The 21,992-nt window shown below is 66.5% G+C and carries 17 protein-coding genes; 15 read left to right on the top strand and 2 right to left on the bottom strand.

Annotated features, from left to right (window positions below):
• Nucleotides 1-65 precede the first annotated feature (65 nt).
• From xrtD to AB1634_08480, 9 genes are all read left to right on the top strand, one after another.
• The gene (xrtD, locus tag AB1634_08520) at nt 66-1,598 is read left to right on the top strand and encodes a VPLPA-CTERM-specific exosortase XrtD (GenBank protein ID MEW6219565.1); all 1,533 of its coding nucleotides are present in this window, start codon (nt 66-68) and stop codon (nt 1,596-1,598) included.
• A gap of 145 nt (nt 1,599-1,743) precedes the next feature.
• Complete coding sequence (gmd, locus tag AB1634_08515) at nt 1,744-2,835, top strand: GDP-mannose 4,6-dehydratase (GenBank protein MEW6219564.1); 1,092 nt, start codon at nt 1,744-1,746, stop codon at nt 2,833-2,835.
• Nucleotides 2,832-3,911, top strand: coding sequence for a GDP-L-fucose synthase (locus AB1634_08510; GenBank protein ID MEW6219563.1), 1,080 nt, complete (start codon nt 2,832-2,834; stop codon nt 3,909-3,911). Before gmd ends, AB1634_08510 begins: the two co-directional genes overlap by 4 nt.
• 4 nt (nt 3,912-3,915) lie before the next feature.
• On the top strand, nt 3,916-5,322 hold the full coding sequence (locus AB1634_08505) for a sugar transferase (protein ID MEW6219562.1): 1,407 nt from the start codon (nt 3,916-3,918) through the stop codon (nt 5,320-5,322).
• Between the two features lie 48 nt (nt 5,323-5,370).
• Nucleotides 5,371-7,773: a tetratricopeptide repeat protein gene (locus tag AB1634_08500; GenBank protein ID MEW6219561.1), complete on the top strand. Its 2,403-nt coding sequence runs from the start codon at nt 5,371-5,373 to the stop codon at nt 7,771-7,773.
• 91 nt (nt 7,774-7,864) lie between these two features.
• Complete coding sequence (locus tag AB1634_08495; GenBank protein MEW6219560.1) at nt 7,865-8,443, top strand: polysaccharide biosynthesis/export family protein; 579 nt, start codon at nt 7,865-7,867, stop codon at nt 8,441-8,443.
• 70 nt (nt 8,444-8,513) lie between these two features.
• On the top strand, nt 8,514-9,686 hold the full coding sequence (locus AB1634_08490; GenBank protein ID MEW6219559.1) for an outer membrane beta-barrel protein: 1,173 nt from the start codon (nt 8,514-8,516) through the stop codon (nt 9,684-9,686).
• Between the two features lie 58 nt (nt 9,687-9,744).
• Entirely contained in the window at nt 9,745-11,325 is a 1,581-nt protein-coding gene (locus AB1634_08485; protein MEW6219558.1) for a GNVR domain-containing protein, read from the top strand.
• 45 nt (nt 11,326-11,370) lie between these two features.
• Nucleotides 11,371-12,243, top strand: coding sequence for an AAA family ATPase (locus tag AB1634_08480; protein ID MEW6219557.1), 873 nt, complete (start codon nt 11,371-11,373; stop codon nt 12,241-12,243).
• On the opposite strand, the gene AB1634_08475 is transcribed toward AB1634_08480, so the two are convergent.
• Nucleotides 12,232-13,428, bottom strand: coding sequence for an AAA family ATPase (locus tag AB1634_08475; protein ID MEW6219556.1), 1,197 nt, complete (start codon nt 13,426-13,428; stop codon nt 12,232-12,234). The two genes, AB1634_08480 and AB1634_08475, sit on opposite strands and share 12 nt — an antisense overlap.
• A gap of 48 nt (nt 13,429-13,476) precedes the next feature.
• On the bottom strand, nt 13,477-15,312 hold the full coding sequence (locus AB1634_08470; protein ID MEW6219555.1) for a HAMP domain-containing protein: 1,836 nt from the start codon (nt 15,310-15,312) through the stop codon (nt 13,477-13,479).
• 256 nt (nt 15,313-15,568) lie between these two features.
• Here AB1634_08470 and serC point away from each other — a divergent pair, with 256 nt between their 5' ends.
• The 6 genes from serC to rlmN all read left to right on the top strand — a co-directional run bounded on the left by serC (nt 15,569) and on the right by rlmN (nt 21,851).
• Nucleotides 15,569-16,651, top strand: coding sequence for a 3-phosphoserine/phosphohydroxythreonine transaminase (gene serC, locus AB1634_08465; protein ID MEW6219554.1), 1,083 nt, complete (start codon nt 15,569-15,571; stop codon nt 16,649-16,651).
• 27 nt (nt 16,652-16,678) lie between these two features.
• A complete protein-coding gene (locus tag AB1634_08460; protein MEW6219553.1) occupies nt 16,679-17,548 on the top strand; it encodes a radical SAM protein in 870 nt (289 codons plus the stop codon).
• 107 nt (nt 17,549-17,655) lie between these two features.
• Nucleotides 17,656-18,909 carry an aminotransferase class I/II-fold pyridoxal phosphate-dependent enzyme gene (locus AB1634_08455; GenBank protein ID MEW6219552.1) on the top strand — a complete coding sequence of 418 codons (1,254 nt, stop codon included), beginning with the start codon at nt 17,656-17,658 and terminating at the stop codon, nt 18,907-18,909.
• 131 nt (nt 18,910-19,040) lie between these two features.
• Nucleotides 19,041-20,246, top strand: a complete 1,206-nt coding sequence (locus AB1634_08450; protein MEW6219551.1) for a homoserine O-acetyltransferase — start codon at nt 19,041-19,043, stop codon at nt 20,244-20,246.
• Nucleotides 20,225-20,830, top strand: coding sequence for a methionine biosynthesis protein MetW (gene metW / locus AB1634_08445; GenBank protein MEW6219550.1), 606 nt, complete (start codon nt 20,225-20,227; stop codon nt 20,828-20,830). The genes AB1634_08450 and metW overlap by 22 nt, the downstream gene beginning before the upstream one ends.
• On the top strand, nt 20,811-21,851 hold the full coding sequence (gene rlmN, locus AB1634_08440) for a 23S rRNA (adenine(2503)-C(2))-methyltransferase RlmN (GenBank protein ID MEW6219549.1): 1,041 nt from the start codon (nt 20,811-20,813) through the stop codon (nt 21,849-21,851). Before metW ends, rlmN begins: the two co-directional genes overlap by 20 nt.
• Nucleotides 21,852-21,992: the final 141 nt, after the last annotated feature.

Below are 21,992 nucleotides of genomic sequence, written 5' to 3'. Positions count from 1 at the left end.
GCGAGGCCCTGCCCGCTCATCCCGAGCGTCTGGACCGCAATCCCCTCTGCGAGGCTGAAGAAAAAATGTCCACGTCCTACAAGACGACCACCATGTCATGGCTGCTCCTGGCGGCCATGATTCTTGCCTTGGCGCTGGCTTTTCGTCTCGGCCTGGAAAAGCTCCTGGTGCGCTGGGATACCGGGGACAACGACTACGGCTATCTGGTTGTCCCCCTGGTCGTCTACCTCTTGTGGGACGCCAAGGAGCGGTTCCGATTCACCGAGCTCTCCTGGAGCGGCCTCGGCCTGCCGATCGCCCTGCTGGCTGCGATCGTGGCCGTCCTGGGAGAAAAGGGCTCCATGGAGACCGCCCTGTTCATCGGTCTGTGGGGGACGGTCGTGGCCGTCTTCGCCATGCTCTATGGCAGCCGTGTCCGCCGCCTGTGGTTCCCCCTCCTGATCCTCTTCTTCATCACCCCCCTGCCGCCGTTCCTCAACAACCTTCTCACGTTCCGGTTGCGGATGGTGGCCAGCACCCTGTCGGTGATGCTGCTGCGGGCGAGCGGGGTCACCGTCTTCCTGGAAGGCAATGTCATCGATCTGGGCGGCAACCAGTTGGAGGTGGTTGATGCCTGCAGCGGGCTGCGCTACTTCATGCCCATGATCCTCATGGCCCTCCTGGTCGGGTACTTCTTCACCAGGGGGGCTTGGCGGCGCGGCATGCTGTTGGCCCTGGTGCTGCCCCTGTCCATTGTCACCAATGCGGTGCGGATCTGGATTACCGGCCTCCTGACCGTAAGCGGCCATCCGGAAATGGCGGAGAATCTCTTCCATGACTTCTCCGGCTGGTCCATGTTTGTCTTGGCGACTGCCATCCTGGCCGCCTGCGGCTGGCTGTTGATGCGGATCGGCCGGCCACCGCAACCGGCGGTGCCGACGACCATTGAATCTGGCAGCCGGCCCACCACTCCAGCCGTGCAGGTCGGGCTTGCGGCCTCCATGATCCTGCTCTTTGCGGGCAGTGGTTGGCTGCTCACTGCCACCCCAGGAGCTGCCAGCCCTCCTGCCAGGGAGAGCTTTGCCAGCTTTCCCATGACCATTGGCGACTGGAAAGGCGAGCGGCATCACCTGTCCAAAGAGATCCTGGACCGCCTCTGGGCCGACGACTATGTGGATGCCACCTTCACCCGCCCCGACTCCCCGAGCCAGATCCTGCTCCTGGTGCCTTATTACAGCTGGCAGGGCACGGGGCACACTGCCCACGCCCCCCAGGCCTGCCTTCTGGGGGGCGGCTTCGAGATGGAGCAGAGCCGCCCTTTGCGGATCCGGGTCAGCCCCACCGAGGAGATCGAGGTCCAGAGCATGATCCTGCGGCGGGGAGACCTCACCATGCTGGCCAGCTACTATTTCCTGCAGCGGGGAAGGGTGGTGACCGACCCGTGGCGGAACAAGCTGTTTCTGGTTTGGGACTCCATCACCCGGCAGCGAACCGATGGCGCCCTGGTGCGGGTGGAGATGGCTCTGGGCCAACAGGTCTCCCTGGAAGAGGCCCGGCAGGAGCTGAGCGACTTCCATGCCCGACTCTGGCAGCTTCTACCGCGCCATGTGCCTTCTTGAAACCGGATCCCGGATCAACCGTCTGATCCTTTGTTGAGTCGCAAGCCACGTCCACCGGCCGGCACCTGCCGTTCCGCAGCCCCAAGCATGCGAGGGCCCGGGCCAAGGTCAGGACTGCCAACCTCGTTCCGGAGTCCAGCGCCCCATGAATCGACGAACGGCTTTGATCACCGGCATCACCGGACAGGACGGCGCCTATCTCGCCGAGCTTCTGCTGGAAAAGGGCTATGAGGTGCATGGCATCAAGCGCCGCACCTCCCTCTTCAATACCGACCGTATCGACCACCTCTACAAGGATCCCCACGAGGCGGACCGGCGCTTTATCCTCCACTATGGAGACATGACCGACTCCTCCAGCCTGCTCAGGGTCGTCCAGGAGGTCCAGCCGGACGAGCTGTACAACCTGGCTGCCCAGAGCCATGTCCAGGTCTCCTTCGAAGAGCCGGAATACACCGCCGACTCGGACGCCCTGGGCGCGCTCCGGCTCCTGGAGGCCATCCGTATCCTGGGCCTGTCAGGGAAGACCCGGTTCTACCAGGCCTCCACGTCCGAGCTCTACGGACTGGTGCAGGAGGTGCCCCAGAACGAAAAAACGCCGTTCTATCCCCGCTCACCATACGCGGTAGCCAAGCTCTATGCATACTGGATCACGGTCAACTACCGGGAGGCATACGGCCTGTATGCCTGCAACGGCATCCTTTTCAACCACGAATCTCCGGTGCGGGGCGAAACCTTCGTCACCCGCAAGATCACCCGCGCCCTGGCCCGGATCAAGCTCGGCCTGCAGGATCGCCTCTTCCTGGGCAACCTGGATGCGCGGCGGGACTGGGGCCATGCCCGGGACTATGTGGAGATGATGTGGCTCATGCTCCAGCAGGAGGCACCTGACGACTTCGTGATCGCCACCGGTGAGCAGCATACCGTCCGCGAATTCGTGGCCACCGCTGCCGCGGAGGTCGGGATCAACCTGCGCTGGGAAGGAGCCGGCCGCCAGGAGAAGGGCTATGATGCCGAGTCAGGGCGTTGTCTGGTGGAAGTGGACCCCCGCTACTTCAGGCCCACCGAGGTTGAAATCTTGCTGGGGGATCCTACCAAGGCCCGGACGGTCCTGGGCTGGCAGCCCCGGACCCGCTTCAAGGCTCTGGTCCAGGAGATGATGCGCGACGACCTCAGGCTGGCCGAGCGGGACCACCTGTGCTCCCGGAAGGGGTTCCAGGCCTTCTCCTACCATGAATGACCGCCATGCTCACCCAGTTGACCCCAGACACCAGAATCTATGTGGCCGGTCACCGGGGACTGGCGGGCTCCGCCTTTCTGCGCCGCCTCGCTGGAGCGGGTTATCGCACCCTCATCACCCGCACCCATGCCGAGCTTGACCTCACCGATCAACAGGCCGTGCACACCTTCTTCCAGGCGGAACGGCCCGAGGTGGTGATCCTGGCTGCGGCGCGGGTGGGCGGCATCCTGGCCAACAACACCTATCCGGCCGATTTCATTTATGATAACCTGACGATCCAGACCAACGTCATCCATGCTGCCTGGCGCCACGGCGTGCAGAAGCTGCTCTTTCTTGGCTCCAGCTGCATCTACCCGAAGCATGCTCCGCAGCCCATGCGGGAGGAGCACCTCCTGACCGGGGCCCTGGAGCCGACCAACGAGCCCTATGCGGTGGCCAAGATCGCGGGCATCAAGATGTGCGGCGCCTACAACCGGCAGTATGGCACCCGCTTCCTGTCCGTCATGCCGACCAATGTCTATGGCCCGGGTGATCACTACGACCTGGAGACCTCCCACGTGCTGCCCGCCCTCATCCGCAAGTTTCACCTGGCCAAGTTGGCGGCCAAGGGCGACCAGGTCGCCATCGCTGCCGATGAGCGCCGCTTCGGCCCCATTCCCCAGCCGGTCCGGCAGGCCCTCGGCCTGGAGGCCGCCGCGGCGGCCGCTGAGCCGTCGGTCATGCTGTGGGGAACCGGGCAGGCCCGGCGGGAGTTTCTCTTCGTCGACGATCTGGCGGATGCCTGCATCTTCCTGCTCGAACGATATGACCCGGCAGAGGTGGGCGAGCTGGTCAACATCGGCACCGGCGAGGACCTCACCATCAGCGAGCTGGCAAGCCTGATCGCCGGGGAGGTGGGCTTTGCCGGCCGGGTCGTCTTCGACCCCACGATGCCGGACGGCACGCCCCGGAAGCTCCTGGATGTCAGCCGGCTCACGGCCCTGGGGTGGCGTGCACACACCCCGTTGGCAACGGGCCTCCGCCTGACCTATGAGGCGTATACCCAGGCCACGGAGCCTGGGCAGAAAGAGGGCTGATGGCGTGATTCAGCAACAGGTCCGCATCCTCAACAACTTCCGCATGGTCGCGGACGCAGTTGCCATCATCGCCGCAGGCTATGGGGCCGTCTTCGCCACGGCGTTCAGGCTCGAGCCGGGATGGACCATGGACACCGCGGCCTTCGTGGGCTCGGTGATGCTGGTCATGTTCCTGAACAACTACGTGATGGGCCGCCTGCATCTGTACAGCGACGAGCGGATGCTCCGCAGCCTGGGCATGGTCTGGGCGGTGCTCCAGGCCCTGGCGGTGGACTTCATCGTCCTCACCGCCGGGGTGTTCATGGTCGAGCCCATCGGCTACCCCCGGGAATTCCTGTTCTTCTTCTTCCTGTTCAGCCTGGTGCTGGTTCTGGGGGAGCGGCTGCTGGCGCAGGTCTATATCCATTTTCTCGCCCGCTCCGCCTTTCATGCCCGCAAGATCCTGGTGGTGGGCAACCTGGCCCGGGGGCAGCTGGTTTCGGACCTCTTGGCGCGCCAGCTCTCCTGGGGCCACACGGTGATCGGCCGTCTTTCCGCCGGCGCCGGCGGCAACGGGACGGGCAGCGACAGCCTGGGCTCCATCGAGGACCTGCCGCGGATCATCGTCGAGCATCCGGTGGACGAGGTGGTCTTTGCCGTGGACGGCGACCGCAAGGTGGATCTGGGCCGCTACCTGGGCATCCTCCGCCGTACCGGCATCCCGGCCCGCATCCTGCCGGCCCTCTGGCAGCCGGGGGAGTGGCTGCTGTCTGTCGAGCACTGCCAGGATGTGCCCTTTTTGACCCTGCGCGGCGACAACTTCAACGCCACCGGGCTGTTGTACAAACGGCTGCTGGATATCGCCGGCGGTTTGGTGGGTTGTCTTCTTCTGCTGGTGATGTTCCCCCTTGTGGCCCTGGCCATCGAACTGGACTCCCCGGGTCCGGTGCTGTTCCGCCAGAAACGGGTGGGGCAGAACGGCCGCATCTTTCATCTGTACAAATTCCGGTCCATGTACCAGGATGCAGAGGCGCGCAAACAGGAGCTCATGGCCAGGAACGAGATGCAAGGAGCGATGTTCAAGCTCACCGACGATCCCCGGATCACCCGGGTTGGCCGTTGGCTCCGCAAGACCTCGCTGGACGAGTTTCCCCAGTTCGTCAACGTCCTCAAGGGCGAGATGAGCCTGGTGGGCACCCGGCCGCCCACGGTGGAGGAGGTGGAGCGGTACCAGTTCTGGCAACGCCGCCGCATCTCCGCCAAGCCCGGCCTCACCGGGCTGTGGCAGGTGTCGGGGCGCAACAAGATCACCGACTTCAACCAGGTGGTGGAACTGGACTGCCAGTATCTGGATCAGTGGCGCTTCTCCAAGGACCTGGAGATCCTGGCCAAGACCGTTCTGGTTGTCCTGCAGCGCAAAGGGGCTGTCTAGCTGGTGCAGAATGTGGGGCGGAGTTGGCCTATCTTGGGGGAGGAGATGATGAAAAGGATTCGACCGTGCGTCAAGATGCTCTGCCTGCTGCTGGTGGCTGTCCTGGTTGTCGCCTGCAGCAGCTCGGAGGAGAAGAGAGCCAAGTTCTTCGAGCGGGGCAAGGCCTTGCTGGAAAAGGGGGATCTGGTCAAGGCCCGTCTGGAATTCCGAAATGCCCTCCAGATCGATCCCAAGTTTGCTGACGCCTACTTCGAGCTGGGCAAGATCGATCTGCAGAGGGGAGATGCAAAGAAGGCCTACGGCTTCTTTCTCAAGGCTGCCGAGCACCAGCCCGAGCACCTCGGGGCACACCTGGAGATCGGCCGCCTGCTCCTGGCTGGCCGGGAGGTGGCCAAGGCCCGGGAGAAGGCGGAGCTGATCCTGGCCAAGGAGCCGCAGCATCTGGAGGCCCTTTTCCTCAAGGCTTCCACCTTGTTGGCCGACCAGGACCCTGCGGGCGCTCGCCTGATTCTGGACCCCTTGCGAGCCCAAGGCCACACCGAGCCGCCGCTCTATATGCTTCTGGCCACAGCGCACGGGCAGCAGGGTGACCAGCCGGCGGTGGAGGAGACCCTCCAGGCCGGAATGGCGGCCAACCCGGGACATCCGGCGCTCAGGATCGTTCTGTCCGACTTCTACGTCAAGGGCGGTCGCCCCGATGCCGCCATCGCCGTCGTTCGGGAGGCCCTGAAGGCCGATGCCGATCAGCCGGCGCTGCAGCTGACCCTGGCCAGCCTGCTCTGGGACACCGGCAAGCAGGACGAGGCGGCCGCCGCCCTGGCCGCCATGGGCAGCGCCGCCCCGGAGGACGAGCGGACCCAGCTCCAGGTGGCCCAGTTCTTCCTGGGCAAGAAGGAGCTGGACCGGGCCGAAAAGACGCTGGCCGAGGCCATCGGCCGCCTGCCCAAGAGCTTCGACCTGCGCTTCCTGCTGGCAGAGGCCCAGTTCAGACGCCAGGACCTCGACCAGGCCCTGGCCACCCTCAACGAGTGTCTGGCGTTGGACGACGATCAGACGGCGCCCAAGATCCTCCAGACGAAGAACTCCTTGACCCGGGTCCTCCTGGCCAAGAACGATGTTGCTGCTGCCGAGCGGTACGTGGATGAAGTCCTCAAGGAGAACGCTCGCGACGTGGAGGCCCATCTGCACAAAGGCACCATCCTCCTGGGCAAGAAGAAAGGCGGGGAGGCGGTGGCCGAATTCCGCAGCGTGGTCAAAGAAAGGCCAGGCCTCATCCAGGGGCAACTCGGTCTCGCAGAGGCCCACGTCCAGAACCAGGAGCTCGACCTGGCCGCCGATGCCTTGCGCACCGCCCTCAAGACGATCCCGCAATCCCGGGACCTCCGCCGCACTCTGGCCAAGGTCCTGGCCATGAAGAAGGACTATGCCGGTGCCGAAGAACAGCTGCAGCTGATCCTGGAGGACCACCCGGAGGACTCCCAGGCCCAGGCTGACCTGGGTGACTTGGCCTTTGCGGCGCAGGATTACGCCGATGCCGAAAAACAGTATCAGGAGATCCGGGATCTCCTGCCGGACAGCCCGTTCGGCTACCTGCGGCTGAGCCAGGTCTACGCCAGGCAGAACCGCTGGGCCGAGGCCACCGCCGAGCTGGAAAAGGGCTACCGCCGGATGCCCCAGTCCATGCCGCTCCTGGTCGCGCTCATCCAGTCCCTGGTGGCGCAAAAGCAGGGGGAGCGGGCGATTGCCATCTGCCAGGAGCGACTGCGCCAGAATCCCCAGGATGCCTTCACCCACAATCTTTTGGGCAACACCTACGCAGCCCGCCAGGAGTACAAGCAGGCGGAGGCGTCCTTCCTGAAGGCCATGGACCTCATGCCCCAGTGGCCGGCCCCGGCCGGCAACCTGGCCAGGATCTACCTGGCCCAGGGCAAGCAGCAGGAGGCGGTGGCCACCTTCCAGGATCGCCTGCAAGCCAACCCCAAGGACCTGGGGACGGCCATGACCCTGGCCCTTCTCTTCGAGCAGACCGGCGAGCCGAAGAAGGCCATCCAGGTTTATGAAGACACCCTGCAGGCCGAGCCCGACGCCTGGATGGCCGCCAACAACCTGGCCTTCCTTCTGGCGGAAACCTCCCAGGACCGGGATGGCCTAACGAAGGCCCTGGCCCTGGCCCAGAAGGCCCTGGACAAGAATCCCAACCGGCCGGAGATCATGGACACGGTGGGCTGGGCCCACTACCGGCTGGGTGACTACGGCAAGGCCACCGCCGTGCTGGAGCAGGCTCTGCAGGGCGATCCGGAAAACCCGATCCTCAACTACCACCTGGGCGTGGCGCTGGTCAGGAACGGCCAGCCGGCGGCAGCCCGCTCGCGACTGCAAACCGCTCTTGCCCGGCCCGGCGAGTTCCCGGGACGGGCCGAGGCGGAAAAGGCGTTGCGGGAGCTGCCCTGAAACGCGCCTGCTGCGCACAACCCGCCGCCGCCCAGCCCCTTGCCGCGGACTGGCGGGCAACAACCAAAACCGAAAGAGAACAGGAGGGAACATGAAGACTTGCGCTCTGGCAGCGGCTCTGACGTGTTGGCTGTGGATGGCAGCAGGAGCCGTGCAGGCGGCTGAATCCGTCGCCACCGGGGAGCCGCCGTACATCATCGGCTACGGGGATGTGCTGGAGGTGGTGGTCTGGAAGAATCAGGACCTGAGCCGGGCAGTCACCGTCCTGCCCGATGGCACGATCTCCCTGCCTCTCCTGGGGGAATTGATGGCGGCGGGCAAGACCGCAGGCCAGCTCAAAAAGGAGATCGAAGGCCAACTGGTCCCGTACATGGCCGAGCCGGTGCTGTCGGTGATCGTGAAGGAGGTCAACAGCTTCCTGGTCTTTGTCATTGGCAAGGTGACCCGGCCGGGCAGCATGGCGCTTCACACCCACCTCAACGTCCTGCAGGCCCTGGCCATGGCCGGGGGACTCAACGCCTTCGCCAAGGGCGACGAGATCAAGATCTTCCGCACCGGCCCCGGCGGCGGTATCCAGGTGCTGCCCTTCGATTACGATACGGCGGCAAGTGGAGAGAATCTGACCCAGAACATCCGCCTGGAGCGGGGTGACATCATCGTTGTACCCTGATCCCCTGACGTCCGCCGACTCCCTTCGTGATCGACAGCTTCGAGGCCTTGAGCCGAGGAAACTCACCCCCATGCTGAGCCGACCCCTGCTGTGTCTTCTCGTCCTGGGCGGCCTCCTCTTGACCGCAAGGGTGCCAGACTGTCATGGGCGCTTCACCGCCACCCCTGCCGTCAGCTTCCGGGAGGAATACAACGACAACATCTTCATGGACAGCACCAACCTGCAGGATGATGTCATCATCACCCTCTCGCCCGGATTGACTCTGGTCGAGCAGACTGAGCGCCTGGAGGCCACCCTCGCAGGCCGTCTCGATCTCGTGGACTACGCAGCCCTTGACCGGCTGGATGCGGTGGACCATGACTACAGCGCCCGAACCAGCTATGAAGTGACCCCGCGCTGTCTGGTACGCGCCGAAGCCGCCTACCGGGAGGACTCCCGGCCGGACCGGGACCTGGAGACCACCGGCCTCATTCTCGGCACCACCAGCCGCGAGCGCCAGACCTACACTCTGGGAATCGATCTCGCCGCTACCGAGCTGGGGACCGGTTCTCTGACCTACACACACAATACCGTCAACTTCCGGGAGACCGCTGCCAGCGACTACACCAGCAACAGTCTCATGCCGGCGGCCAGCATCAGGCTCGACAAGTACCTGCCCCGGACCACCGGTGAGACGGCCCTGGCCGCAACCTTCTACGACTACCCGGGGATCGAGATCCGCAACCTGTCCTGGACCGTGGGCTTCTCCCATGAGCTGTCCGAGCGCCGCCGTCTGGCCGCGGCCATCGGTCCGCGGATCACTGAGACCAGGATCGAAAACATCAGGCTCACCGAAGACAATTCCGGCTGGGTTGGCAGGCTGATCTACAGCCAATGGTCGGAATACGCCGAGGTCAACCTCAGTCTGTCCCAGGACATCACCAGCGGCTCTGATGTCATCGCCGGCGCTACCGAGCAAACGGCTCTGAGCGCGGATGGACGGTACCACTTTGGCGAGGACTTGTGGGCCGGTCTCACCGCGGCCTTTCACCGCAACCAGAGCAGCGCCAACGCGCTGTCCACCGGCGACATCGACCGCTACACCTACCGGCTGCGTCCTCGAGTGAGCTGGGATCTGTCAGACACCCTGTCCATGGACCTGAGCTATGTCTGGGTCCTCCACGATAACCGGGATGCCGGCCAGGAGTCCCACCGGAACCAGGTGCTGCTCCGCCTCCACTGGCAGAAATCCCTGGATGACTGACCAGGACGAGGAGCCAGCCTCCCCTGGCCCCCAACTCCGGCCCCACCGAGGAACAGGCATGGACCCACACGCTCTATCACCAGCAGAGGTCATCGCCATCATCAAGCGCCGGCTCCTGAGCCTCATGGTACCGGCGGGCCTGGTCATTACAGCCGCAGCTGCCGTCGCCTTGCTGCTGCCCGCGGTCTACCGGTCCAGCGCTACCATCCTCATCGAGGCGCAGGAGATCCCCGCCGACTTCGTCACGGCGACGGTCACCAGCTACGTTGAGCAGCGGCTCCAGTCGATCAACCAGCGGATCATGAGCACGACCCGACTGCTGGAGATCATCAATCGCCTCAACCTGTACGCCGAGCTGCGAGAAGAGTGGACTACCGAGGAGATCGTGGAGCAGATGCGGGAAGACATCGAGATGACCCCCATCAGCACCGAGGTGACCGATCGCCGTACCGGCCGGCCGAGCGCGGCCACCGTTGCCTTCACCCTGGCCTATGAGGGCAGGGAGCCAGGGACCGTGCAACAGGTGACCAACCTTCTGGCCTCCCTGTTTCTTGAAGAAAATATCCAGGAGAGGGCGCGGCAGGCCGAGGAGACCACCCGCTTCCTGGAGGACGAGTCCACCCGCCTCAAGTCCGAGCTGGCGCAGGTGGAGGCTCAAATCGCCGCCTTCAAGGAGGCGCACGTCCAGGAGCTGCCGGACCTGGTGCCGGTCAACCTCCAGGGCCTGCACACCGCCGAGGCCGGCGTCGCCCGCCTGCAGGAACAGCTCCAGGGCCTGCGGGAACGGGCCGGCTACCTGGAAACCCAGTTGGCCTCGCTGCCGCCGCCGCCAGAGAAGCAGGCCCAGAAGAGCGAGGATGAAAAGCGTCTGGAGGAGCTCAAGATCCAGCTCACCCACCTGCGCAGCCAGTTCTCGGACCAGTATCCGGATGTGATCAAGACCCGGGCCGAGATTGCTGAGCTGGAGGCACAGGTGGCGGCTGCCAAGGCCGCCGAGCCCGAAGCGCCTTCCCCGGACAACCCGGCCAAAGTGACCTTGGCGGCTCAGCTGGCCTCGACCCGGGTTGAGATCGCCGCTACCCAGCGCCAGATGGAGGAGGTCGAGAAATCGATGGCCCAATACCGTGGACGCATTGAGGCCAGTCCCAGGGTGGAGGAGCAGTACAACACCCTCCTGTCCACCCGCCGCAGTGTGCAGGCCAAATACGACGACCTGATGCGCAAGCTCATGGAGGCGCGGGTGGCCAGCGGCCTGGAAAAGGAGCAGAAGGGCGAGCGCTTCACCCTCATCGACCCGGCGCAGCTGCCGGAAAAGCCCACCCGCCCCAACCGGCTGGCCATCCTCCTCATCGGCACTGTGCTGGGCATCGGGGCCGGGGTAGCCCTGGCCGCCTTGCGGGAGCTCGCCGACCACTCGGTGCGCACACCGGAAGCCCTGGCCTTTGCAACCGCCCTGCCGGTCCTGGGCAGCATTCCGGAGATGGTCACGGCTGCGCAGGAAGCCAGGCGGCGGCGGCGGATGGTGCTGGCCCTGCTGGTGGGGTTGGCCGTGGTGGCGGGGGCCCTGGCGGCCATCCACTTCCTGGTGATGGATTTCGACATCCTGTGGGCAAAGATCAGCCATCGTCTGGCGCTGTAGTCTGCCAGGGCACACCGAGGCAATTCCACCAACTGCGGGGGGCACATGAAGCTCAGGAAGGCGTTGGACAAGGCGCGGGAGGCGCGGCAGGACGGGGCGCTGCCAGCGATGGAGGACATTCTGCCGGCCGGGGACCTGGAGGTGCCGGCCGGCGAGCCGCTGGGGCCGGACGCCAGCGGCTACCTGTCACCGGTCTATTCGGAGTCCCGGCGGGTCACCATCGATTCTTCCCTGGCGGCCAGCCACCATTGCGTCTGCCTCGATGCCTCAAGCTGCGACGTCGAGCCGTTCAAGGTGCTCCGGGCCCAGATCCTGCGGCGCACCAGGGAGCACGGCTGGCGGACCATCATGGTCACCAGCGCCCTGCCGAACGAGGGCAAGACTGTAACCACCATCAACCTGGCCGCCACCTTTGCCCGGGAGTTCAGCCAGACCGTGCTGCTGGTGGACTGTGACCTGCACAAGCAGGCCGTCCACAAGTACCTGGGCATTGCCAGCGACCGGGGGCTCATCGATTTTCTCAAGGACCAGCGCCCGCTTTCCGAGCTGATCATGTGGCCCCAGGTGGACAAGCTGACCCTCATCTCCGGTGGCCGCACGGTGCCGGACGCCACCGAGCTCCTGGGCTCGCCCCGGATGCACGCCCTCCTGGCCGAGATGAAGGACCGCTACCAGGACCGGTACATCTTCTTCGACGTGCCGCCCCTCCTGAGCGGCGCCGATGCCATGGCCTTTGCCCCCCTGGTGGACTGTGTGCTGATGGTGGTGGCGGCTGGCCAGACCCCGGTGGAGGAGGTGCAGCGGGCGGTCGCCCTGATCCCGGCGGAGAAGTTCCTGGGCTTCGTCCTCAACCGGCACCTGGGGCCCAGTCAGCGGTACTACGCCTACGGCCGGGACAGCCGCAGCTCAGCGGTGTAGCCCCAGCCAGCGACGCCAGGAGGGGCCGGCCTCCGGGGGCGGCGGCTCCGGGGGGACGGCGCTGGGAGGCGCCGCCGCCTCGCCCGGCGCCGGCGAGGCCGGCCGCAGCAGCCGGGAGCGCTCCTTGAGCTGGTGGTAGGCAGACAGGTAGCGGTCGCTCTTCTGCCGCTCCTCGGCCAGCTGCTCGCGCAGGCGGCGCAGGCCCTCATCCCGGGCCATGTCCAGGCGCCCCTCCATGGCATCCAGCTGCCAGCGCAGCTCCTGCTCCAGGCGCCCCAGGCGCTGCTCCAGGGCCAACAGCCGCGCTGCCAGCTCCGGGTCACCCGCCGGCGCCGCCCCGGCAACCGGCGCCGGTGCCGCCTCCGCCAGCTCCGTCCCGAAGCCGATCCCACCCCGATCCGCCATCACCTGCTCGATCACCCCGGCGTCGATCTGCGCCAGCTCGTCGGCATAGCCGTAGACCAGGGCTGCCTCGCACAGCAGATTGATGGCCCGCGGCACCCCCCGGGCCAGATCGTGGATGCGCGTGAGGGCCGCCGGGCTGAACAGCTCCGGGTCGCCGCCGGCGGTGGTCAGGCGGTGGCGCACATAGGCCTCCGTCTCCTCCCGGCTCAAGGCGCCCAGGTGGTAGGTCACGGCAATCCGCTGCGTGAACTGGGCCAGCCGCGGCTGCTGCAGCTTGGCCCGCAGCTCGGGCTGACCCACCAGCATGATCTGCAGGAGGGCCCGCTCGTCCGCCTGGAGGTTGGAGAGCATCCGCACCTCCTCCAGGGCGACATCGCTCAGGTTCTGGGCCTCGTCGATGATGAGAAGACACCGGCGGCGGACGGCATAGCGCTCGATGAGGAAGCGGTTGAGCTGCTCCAGGTGTGCGGCCTTGCCGGTGCCGGCCGGCTCGATCTCCAGCTCCTGGAGGATCATCACCAGCAGGTCCTCGGCGGTGACGCCGGTGTTGGCGATGAGCGCGACGTCGGTGCTCCGGCCGATCCCATCCAGGAGATGGCGCACCAGGGTGGTCTTGCCGGTGCCGATCTCGCCGGTGAGGAGCACGAAGCCCACCGCCTCCGCCACCCCGTATTCCAGGTAGGTCAAGGCATTGGCGTGCTTGTGGCTCAGGTAGAGAAACCGGGGGTTGGCGCTGATGGTAAAAGGCTTTTCGGTGAGGTGATAGAAGACTTCGTACATGAATGCTCCGGATGCAAGCGGACCTTGGAGGTCGAGCCAGGCTCGACCTCAGGCCACCGGCGGCTCATCAGGCAGGAGGAACATGATCTGGGTGCCCTGGCCCGGGCGGGAGCAGATATGGAAGCGGCCACCCAGAAGACCGACCCGCTCCCGCATGGCGACCAGGCCGTGCACCCCCGCCTCCTGCTCCTGGCCGTCCCGGGACAGGATGGTCTCCACATCGAAGCCCTGGCCATCATCCTCGATCGATACCTCGAGACAGCCCTCCCCCTTGTGAGCCGCCACATGGACCTCGGTGGCCCCGGCATAGCGGGCGATGTTCTGGACCGCCTCCTGGACGATCCGGAAGACGAAGAGATTGCGCTGGACCCCCAGCCCCGGGCCGGATTCCTCGCCGGCGCCGGCCGGCATACCGGTCACCTCCAGCTGGTAATGGACGCCCCTGCCGCTCAGATAGCGCTCCAGAAGCCAGCTCAGGGCTGGCTGCAAGCCCAGCTCGTCCAGAAGGGTTGGCCGCAGCTCGTCGATCATCTGCCGCAGCCCGGCAACGGTGGCGGCCATCTGGTCCCGGAGCCGATCGATCTTCCCCTTGAGGGCCTCCTGGCCGGGAAGGGTCATCTTGAGATAGTCCAGGGACATGAGCACCGCATTGAGATTCTGGCCGGTGTCATCATGGAGCTCCTTGGCCAGCCGCTGGCGCTCCTCCTCCTCGGCGGTGATCACCTTCATGAGCAACCGGGCCAGGAGCCGGCGGTTGGCCTCGATCTCCCGGGTCCGCTCCACCACCCGCCCCTCCAGGAGAAGCTTGTCCTGCTGGATGCGCTCCAGAGAGGCGGCCAGACGAGCGCGCATCTCGTCGAAGCCCTGGGCCAGGGTGGCAATTTCATCCCGGCTGGACACCTCCACCGGTGACGCGAGATCGCCGCCGCCGATCCGGCTGGCCGCGGCGATGAGCGAGCGCACCGGCGCCACCAGGTTGCGGCTGATGTCCAGGACCAGCCAGAGGGCCACCACCAGGGACAGGCCGCCCAGGGCCAGGAACCAGGCCCGGAGACGCTTGGCCGGCGCGAAGACACTGCCCTCCCCCACCCGCACCGCCACCCCCCAGGGCGCCACGGTCAGGGGGACAAAGGCCAGCATGTCGCGGCTGCTGGGGGCCTCCCCCTCGTGGCAGCGATGGCACCGGCCCACCGAGCTGCGGCCCTCGGCGATCAGGCTGCCCAGGAACTCCTCGTGATCGCTTTCGGTCAGGATCCGTTCCGGAATGTTGGAGGACAGGATCAGGCCGTTGCGGTCCAACAGCTCGATCACCGTGTCCCGGCCCTCGGGAATCGCCTTGATGATCTCGGTCACCACAAAGGTGCGGGGATTGATCTCCCCGCCCACGACCCCGATCATCTGGCCATCGGGACGGATGAGGGGCACCAGGGCCAGAATGACTGGCTCCCGCTCCGGGCCCAGGGACAAGACATTGGAGACCCGCGGCCGCCGCTCGGCCAGAACCTGCCGCACCTCCTGAACGCCGAAGAGCGAGCTGCGCCGGCCTGCCTCCGGATAGACCAGCACCACGTGCCCGAAGTTGTCCAGGAAGAAGATGCGGTCTGTGAACAGGGAATACTGGTGCACGGCGTGCAAGGCCTCCTGCTCCGGCTCCCAGTCGCCGTCGCCCAGGTCGATGTCGCCGGACAGGGCGATGTAGGACAGGCGGTTGAGGTTGTCTTCCAGCAGCTGATCGACGTAGCGGCTGTTCAGGCGGGCCAGCTCCAGGTGGGAGGCCAGGGAGCGCTGGATGGAATCCTCGATGCTCAGGTAGCTCGCCACCCCCAGGCCCCCCAGGATGACGACGATGCTCAGGAGCACCGACAGGATGATCTTCTTGACCATGGGACAGCGCCAACGGAATCCTGGGTGAGAGGCTGGTCCGGGGGGACGGAAACCGCATGCAATCGTTGGATTGTGCCGTAATGCCTTCGCCAGCGCAACCAGAAAGCCGCTGCCAGCCCGCAGCGGAACCCCTGTCATCTGCCAGGCCGACCCGGCGGATGACAGCGACCGCTGATCTGCTATAATGCGGCCTTCCGCCAGCGCCCCTGGCCCGCCACCCCTGGTGCCCACGAACCGTTAAGGAGGACTGCCCGCCATGCCGGATCGGATCTTCAATTTCAGCCCCGGCCCCGCCACCCTGCCTGTTCCGGTGCTCCGGCAGGCGGCCCAGGACATCGTCAACTACCAGGACCTGGGCATGGGGCTCATCGAGATGAGCCATCGCAGCAAGCCGTTCATGGCCATCGTCGACGAGGCCGACCGCCTGCTGCGGGAGCTGCTGGCCATCCCCGATTCCTACAAGATCCTGTTCCTGCAGGGCGGCGCCTCCACCCAGTTTGCCATGGTGCCCATGAACCTTCTGGGCCCGGGCCGCAGCGCTACCTACCTCAATACCGGCACCTGGGCCAAGAAGGCCATTGCCGAGGCCAAGCTTTTTGGCCAGGTGCATGTGGCCTATTCCGGCGAGGCCGGCGGCTTTTGCCATCTGCCAGCCCAGAGCGAATACAGCGTCGCCCCGGGCTCGGAGTACCTCTATCTCGTCTCCAACAACACCATCTTCGGCACCCAGTTCGCGAGCTTCCCCCAGGTGGATGTCCCTCTGGTCTGCGACATGTCCTCGGACATCCTCTCCCGGCCGGTGGACATCAGGCCCTTTGGCCTCATCTTTGCCGGCGCCCAGAAGAACATGGGGCCAGCGGGCGTGACGGTGGTCATCATCCGGGAGGATCTCCTGGACCGGGCGCCGGAGGGGCTGCCCACCATGCTCCGGTACAAGATCCACGCCGGCAAGGGCTCGCTGTACAACACCCCGCCCTGCTTTGCCATCCACGTCGTGCTGCTGGTGCTGCGCTGGCTCAAGGAGCAGGGCGGGGTGCCGGCCATCGCCGCCGCCAACGAGGACAAGGCCGGCCTTCTCTACCGGGCCCTCGATGAGGGCCCCTTCTACCGGGGCCACGCCGACACCGGCTCCCGCTCCCGCATGAACGTCACCTTCAATCTGCCCACCCCGGAGCTGGAGGCCCGCTTCGTCCAGGAGGCTGCGGCCCTGGGTCTGGACGGCCTCAAGGGCCACCGCTCGGTGGGCGGCATCCGGGCCTCCATCTACAACGCCTTCCCCCGGGAGGGGGTGGAGCGGCTGGTGGAATTCATGGCAGCCTTCGCGAAGAAGAACGGCTGAGGCCCTCCTGCCGGCAGGGCGGCCGCCATGGACTACGAGGGGGTGGTCATCCGGCCGCCCAGCGAGGCGGACAGCATCATCCTCCAGGCTACGGTGGGCTGCAGCCACAACCGCTGCCGGTTCTGCGGCGCCTACAAAGGGGTTCGCTTCCGGATCCGCTCCCCGGAAGAGCTGGACCGGGACCTGGCCTGGGCGGCCCGCTTCTGCCAGCGGCAGCAGCGGCTCTTCCTGGCCGACGGCGACGTCCTCTCCCTGGCCACCGGCCGGATCCTGTCCCTGTGCGACCGCATCCGCAAGCAGCTGCCCGGCGTGCGGCGCCTTGCCGCCTACGGCAATGCCAAGGGCCTGCGGGGCAAGAGCCTGGCCGAGCTGGCGGCCCTGAAGAAGGCCGGCCTGGCGCGGGTCTACCTGGGCCTGGAAAGCGGCCACGACCCCACCCTGGCCAGGATGGACAAGGGGGTGACCGCCGCCACCATGATCGAGGTGGGGCAGCGGCTGCGGGCCGCCGGCCTCTTCCTCTCGGTGACCGTGCTTCTGGGCCTGGCCGGCCGCCAGGATTCCCAGGCCCATGCCGAGGCCAGCGGCCGGGTGCTGTCCGCCATGGCCCCCAGCCAGATCGCGGCGCTGACCCTCATGCCCCTGGCCGGCACCCCCCTGGCGGCAGACATCGCCGCCGGTCGCTTCCATCCCCTCCCTGTCCCTGGGCTGCTGACCGAGCTGCGGACCCTCGTCGCGGCCATCGATCTGCCCCGGGTCCAATTCCAGGCCAACCACGCCTCCAACTGGCTGGCCCTGGATGGCCGGCTGCCCCGGGATCGGCACCGCTTCCTGGACGCCATCGACCAGGCCCTGGCCGGCCGCCGGGAGCTGCGGCCGGAATACCTACGCAGCTTGTAGCCATTCCGTTGACGCCGCCGCTGGCCGGGTGGTAATCTCTCACCGTCTGCGGGCGGCCCGCCCGCTGCCCGCCTGTCGCCACCCCGATGTCCCGCAAGGAGGCCCCCATGTCCGACCGTCGCCCCGCCTTCGCCACCCAGGTCATCCATGCCGCCCAGTCGCCGGAGGGCTGGCAGGGCTCAACCGTGGCCCCGGTCTTCCAGACCGCCTCCCACCGCCACGCTACGGCCGAGAGCCTAAGCGACACCTTCGGCGGCAAGACCCAAGACCACATCTACATGCGGCTCACCAACCCCACCAACCGCGTCCTGGAGGAGAAGCTGGCCATCCTCGAGGAGGGCAAGGGGGCGGTGGTGATGGCCTCGGGCATGGCGGCAGTGGCCAACAGCTGCATGGCCCTCCTGCGGGCCGGCGACGAATTCGTCTCCGGCAATTCCATCTTCATGTCCACCTACATCCTTTTCGCCAACATCTTCAAGAAGTACGGCATCACGGCGCGGATCGTCGAGAGCACCGACCTGGCGGCCATCGAGGCGGCCATCAACGAGCGCACCCGTTTCGTCTATCTCGAGACCATCGGCAACCCGAAGATGGATGTGCCGGACATCCGGAAGACGGCGGAGATCGCCCACCGCCACGGCCTGCCCCTCCTGGTGGACAACACGGTGGCCACCCCGTACCTGTGTCAGCCCTTGACCCTGGGGGCGGACGTGGTCATCCACTCCACCACCAAGTACCTCTCCGGCCATGGCGACGCCACCGGTGGGGTGGTGATCGACGGCGGCCGCTTCCCCTGGTCTGGGGAGCGCTTCGCTGATTTCGCCCCCTTCATCGACCGCAAAGGCCCCCTGGCCTTCCTGGACCGGGTCTGGCGGGAGCACCACATCAACTTCGGCACCACCCAGGCCCCCTGGCACAGCTATCTGACGATGATCGGCCTCGACACCCTGGTGGTACGCCTGGAGCGGCACCTGACCAATGCCCAGACCGTGGCCGGCTTCCTGGCCGAGCACCCCAAGGTGACCTGGGTCCGCTACCCGGGCCTGGCCAGCTCACCGTCCCACGGCGTGGCCCGGGAGCAGTTCGGCGGCCGGGGCTTCGGCGGCATGGTCGCTTTCGGCCTCGCCGATCAGGCGGCCTGCTTTCGGTTCATCAACAGCCTCAAGCTGGTATACCACCTGGCCAATCTGGGGGACTGCAAGAGCCTGGCCATCCATCCCTACTCGTCCCAGTACCTGTCGTTCCCGGAGGCCACCCGCCAGGCCCTGTCCATCGTCCCGGACATGGTGCGGTTGTCGGTGGGCATCGAGGCCGCAAGCGACATCCTGGCCGACCTCGACCAGGCCCTGGCCCGGGTTTGAATATCGAATATTGAACAAGGAATGTCCAACTGCACAAGGGACCGGCAGAACTGATCCGAAACGTCAACGACCGGTCCCTTCATCCTTCGAAATTCCTTGTTGGACATTCTGCGCTTCGCAAGAGCCTTCCCGTGAGCGAATACATCGAGCATGATGCCACCGGCCGCTCCGTGGGCCTGGTGGAGAAGCGCTTCCTCACCTTTGCCCAGGAGGAGCCGGGCCTGGCCCTGGAGAGCGGCAAGACCCTGGGCCCGGTGACCCTGGCCTACGAGACCTACGGTACCTTGCGGCCGGCCAGGGACAACGCCATCCTCGTCCTCCACGCCCTGTCCGGGGACGCCCATGCCGCCGGCTACCACTCCCTGGATGACCCCAAGCCCGGCTGGTGGGAGACCATGATCGGGCCGGGCAAGGGGATCGACACCGATCGCTACTTCGTGATCGTCTCGAACATCCTGGGCAGCTGCATGGGCTCCACCGGTCCCGCCTCCCTCAATCCGCGCACCGGCAGGCCCTACGGCCTGGACTTCCCCCTGGTCACCATCGGCGACATGGTACGGGCCCAGAAGGTCCTCATCGACCACCTGGGCATCCAGGAGCTGCTGGCCGTGGTGGGCGGCTCCATCGGCGGCATGCAGGTCCTGGAATGGGCGGTCCGCTATCCGGAGATGGTGCGGGCCGCCATCCCCTTAGCCACCACCGCCCGCCACTCGGCCCTGGCCATCGCCTTCAACGAGGTGGCCCGCCAGGCCATCATGGCCGACCCGGACTGGCACCAGGGCCACTACTATGGCGCGGCCAAGCCCAACCTGGGCCTGGCGGTGGCGCGGATGATCGGGCATATCACCTACCTGTCCGACGAGGCCATGCGGTTGAAGTTCGGCCGCCGCCTCCAGGACAAGGCCAAGGTGGATTTCCATTTCGGCATCGACTTCCAGGTGGAGAGCTACCTGCGCTACCAGGGCCAGAAGTTCGTGGACCGTTTCGACGCCAACGCCTTTCTCTACATCACCAAGGCCGCCGACTATTTCGATCTGGCAGAGCAGCATGGCGGCGGCTCCCTGGTCCAGGCCCTGGCGAAAAGCCGCGCCCGGTTCCTCATCGTCTCCTTCACCTCGGACTGGCTCTACCCCACCTACCAGTCCCGGCAGCTGGTCCAGGCCCTGAAAAAGAACGGCGCGGACGTCAGCTTTTGCGAGATCAAGGCCGACTGCGGCCACGACGCCTTCCTCCTGCCCATCCCCCGCCTGGGCGAGCTGGTGCGGGGCTTCCTGGAGCGGGTGGCGGCAGAGGATGGGGAGCCGGGGGGCGAGGGATGCGCTACGACCTCGAGGTGATCGCCTCCCTGGTGGAGCCAGGGGCCACCGTCCTCGATCTCGGCTGTGGCGAGGGGGATCTTCTTGACCTCCTGCGCCGGGAGAGGGGGGTCAAGGGCTCGGGCATCGAAAAGCACGAGGACGAGGTCTCCCGCTCCATCGCCCGGGGGCTCACGGTGCTGCAGGGCGATTTCAACCAGGAGATCGCCGACTACGCCGACGGCCGCTTCGACTACGTCATCCTCAGCCAGACCCTGCAACAGGTTTTTGCCCCGGACCAGCTCCTCCGGGAGATGCTGCGGGTGGGCCGCCGGGGTATCGTCTCCTTTCCCAACTTCGGCCACTGGGCCATCCGGCTGCAGCTGCTCCTGGCGGGGGTCGCCCCGATCTCCCGCAGCCTGCCCTATGAGTGGTATGATACGCCGAACATCCGGGTCATCACCCTGAAGGACTTCCGGCAGTTCGCCCGGAAGAAGGGCTTCCGGATCCTCACCGAGATCGACATCGACACCGACGCCCGCCAGGCCAAGGGCCGGATCGTCCGCGTCGCCGCCAACCTGCGCGCCACCTATGGCATCTTCCTCATTGGGCAGCAGTCTGCCTGATCTGCGCAACCTGCCCCGGCCGGCCCTGGAGGCCTGGGCCGAAGGCCAGGGCCTGCCCGCCTTCCGGGGCCGGCAGATCTTTGCCTGGCTCTACCGGTCCGGAGTCAGCTCCTTTGCCGAGATGACCGATCTCGGCCGGGATCTTCGGTCCCGGCTGGCCGAGACCGCCTTGATCAGCCAGCTCACACCCGCCTGTGTGGAGACCTCCCGGGACGGCACCCAAAAGTATGCCTTCCGGCTGGCGGATGGTGTGGCCATCGAAAGCGTGCTCATCCCGGAAGAGGGGCATGCCACCTTGTGCCTCTCCTCCCAGGCCGGCTGCGCCATGGGCTGCCGCTTCTGCCTCACCGGCCGCCAGGGACTCACCCGCAATCTCACCCCGGCCGAGATCGTCGGCCAGGTCCTGGGGGTGCGGGATCAGCTGGGGCCGGCCGCCCTGCCCATCACCAACCTGGTCTTCATGGGCATGGGGGAGCCCCTGGCCAATCTGGCCAGCCTCATTCCGGCCTTGCGCATCCTCACCGACGAGACGGGACTCGCCTTCTCCAGCCGCCGCATCACCGTCTCCACCTGCGGCCTCCCGCCCCGCATGGTGGAGCTGGGCCAGGCCATCACCGTCAACCTGGCCATCTCCTTGCACGCCCCGGACGACGCTACCCGCAGCCGGCTGATGCCGGTGAACGACACCTACCCTCTCGCCCAGCTCCTGGCCGCCTGCCGGGCCTATCCCCTGCCGCCCCGCCGCCGCATCACCTTCGAGTACACCCTGATCCGGGATCTCAACGACCATCCCGAGCAGGCCCGGGCCCTGGCCCGGCTATTGCGGGGCATCCGCGCCAAGATCAACCTGCTGGTCATGAACGAGGTGCCGGACCTGCCCTTTGGCCGGCCGGACGCCGAGACGGTGCGCCGCTTCCAGGAGATCCTCCTGGCCGCCCACTACACGGCGCCGATCCGGGAAAGCCGCGGCGCCGACATCAGCGCCGCCTGCGGCCAGCTGGCCGGCCCGCGGGCGGACTGAATGCCCCCCGGCACGTCCGGCCGGAAGGCGTCCTCCGGGCTGACGCGCCTCTGGCCAGCGGTGGCGGCCAGGGGCCTGGCCTCCGGCCCGTTGACTTTCCTGTGGTCGGCCATTATCCTCGAAGCCTATGGAAACGACACT

The sequence above is a fragment of the Thermodesulfobacteriota bacterium genome, assembly GCA_040755095.1.
GTDB lineage: Bacteria > Desulfobacterota > Desulfobulbia > Desulfobulbales > JBFMBH01 > JBFMBH01.
This window is presented reverse-complemented; position numbering and strand designations above follow the sequence as displayed.

Bases quoted from the DNA above. Each gene is read 5' to 3' on its own strand.
- xrtD (MEW6219565.1), top strand. From the start codon at position 66: ATGTCCACGTCCTACAAGACGACCACCATGTCATGGCTGCTCCTGGCG.
- gmd (MEW6219564.1), top strand. From the start codon at position 1,744: ATGAATCGACGAACGGCTTTGATCACCGGCATCACCGGACAGGACGGC.
- AB1634_08510 (MEW6219563.1), top strand. From the start codon at position 2,832: ATGACCGCCATGCTCACCCAGTTGACCCCAGACACCAGAATCTATGTG.
- AB1634_08500 (MEW6219561.1), top strand. From the start codon at position 5,371: ATGAAAAGGATTCGACCGTGCGTCAAGATGCTCTGCCTGCTGCTGGTG.
- AB1634_08495 (MEW6219560.1), top strand. From the start codon at position 7,865: ATGAAGACTTGCGCTCTGGCAGCGGCTCTGACGTGTTGGCTGTGGATG.
- AB1634_08490 (MEW6219559.1), top strand. From the start codon at position 8,514: ATGCTGAGCCGACCCCTGCTGTGTCTTCTCGTCCTGGGCGGCCTCCTC.
- AB1634_08485 (MEW6219558.1), top strand. From the start codon at position 9,745: ATGGACCCACACGCTCTATCACCAGCAGAGGTCATCGCCATCATCAAG.
- AB1634_08480 (MEW6219557.1), top strand. From the start codon at position 11,371: ATGAAGCTCAGGAAGGCGTTGGACAAGGCGCGGGAGGCGCGGCAGGAC.
- AB1634_08475 (MEW6219556.1), bottom strand. From the start codon at position 13,428: ATGTACGAAGTCTTCTATCACCTCACCGAAAAGCCTTTTACCATCAGC.
- AB1634_08470 (MEW6219555.1), bottom strand. From the start codon at position 15,312: ATGGTCAAGAAGATCATCCTGTCGGTGCTCCTGAGCATCGTCGTCATC.
- serC (MEW6219554.1), top strand. From the start codon at position 15,569: ATGCCGGATCGGATCTTCAATTTCAGCCCCGGCCCCGCCACCCTGCCT.
- AB1634_08460 (MEW6219553.1), top strand. From the start codon at position 16,679: ATGGACTACGAGGGGGTGGTCATCCGGCCGCCCAGCGAGGCGGACAGC.
- AB1634_08455 (MEW6219552.1), top strand. From the start codon at position 17,656: ATGTCCGACCGTCGCCCCGCCTTCGCCACCCAGGTCATCCATGCCGCC.
- metW (MEW6219550.1), top strand. From the start codon at position 20,225: ATGCGCTACGACCTCGAGGTGATCGCCTCCCTGGTGGAGCCAGGGGCC.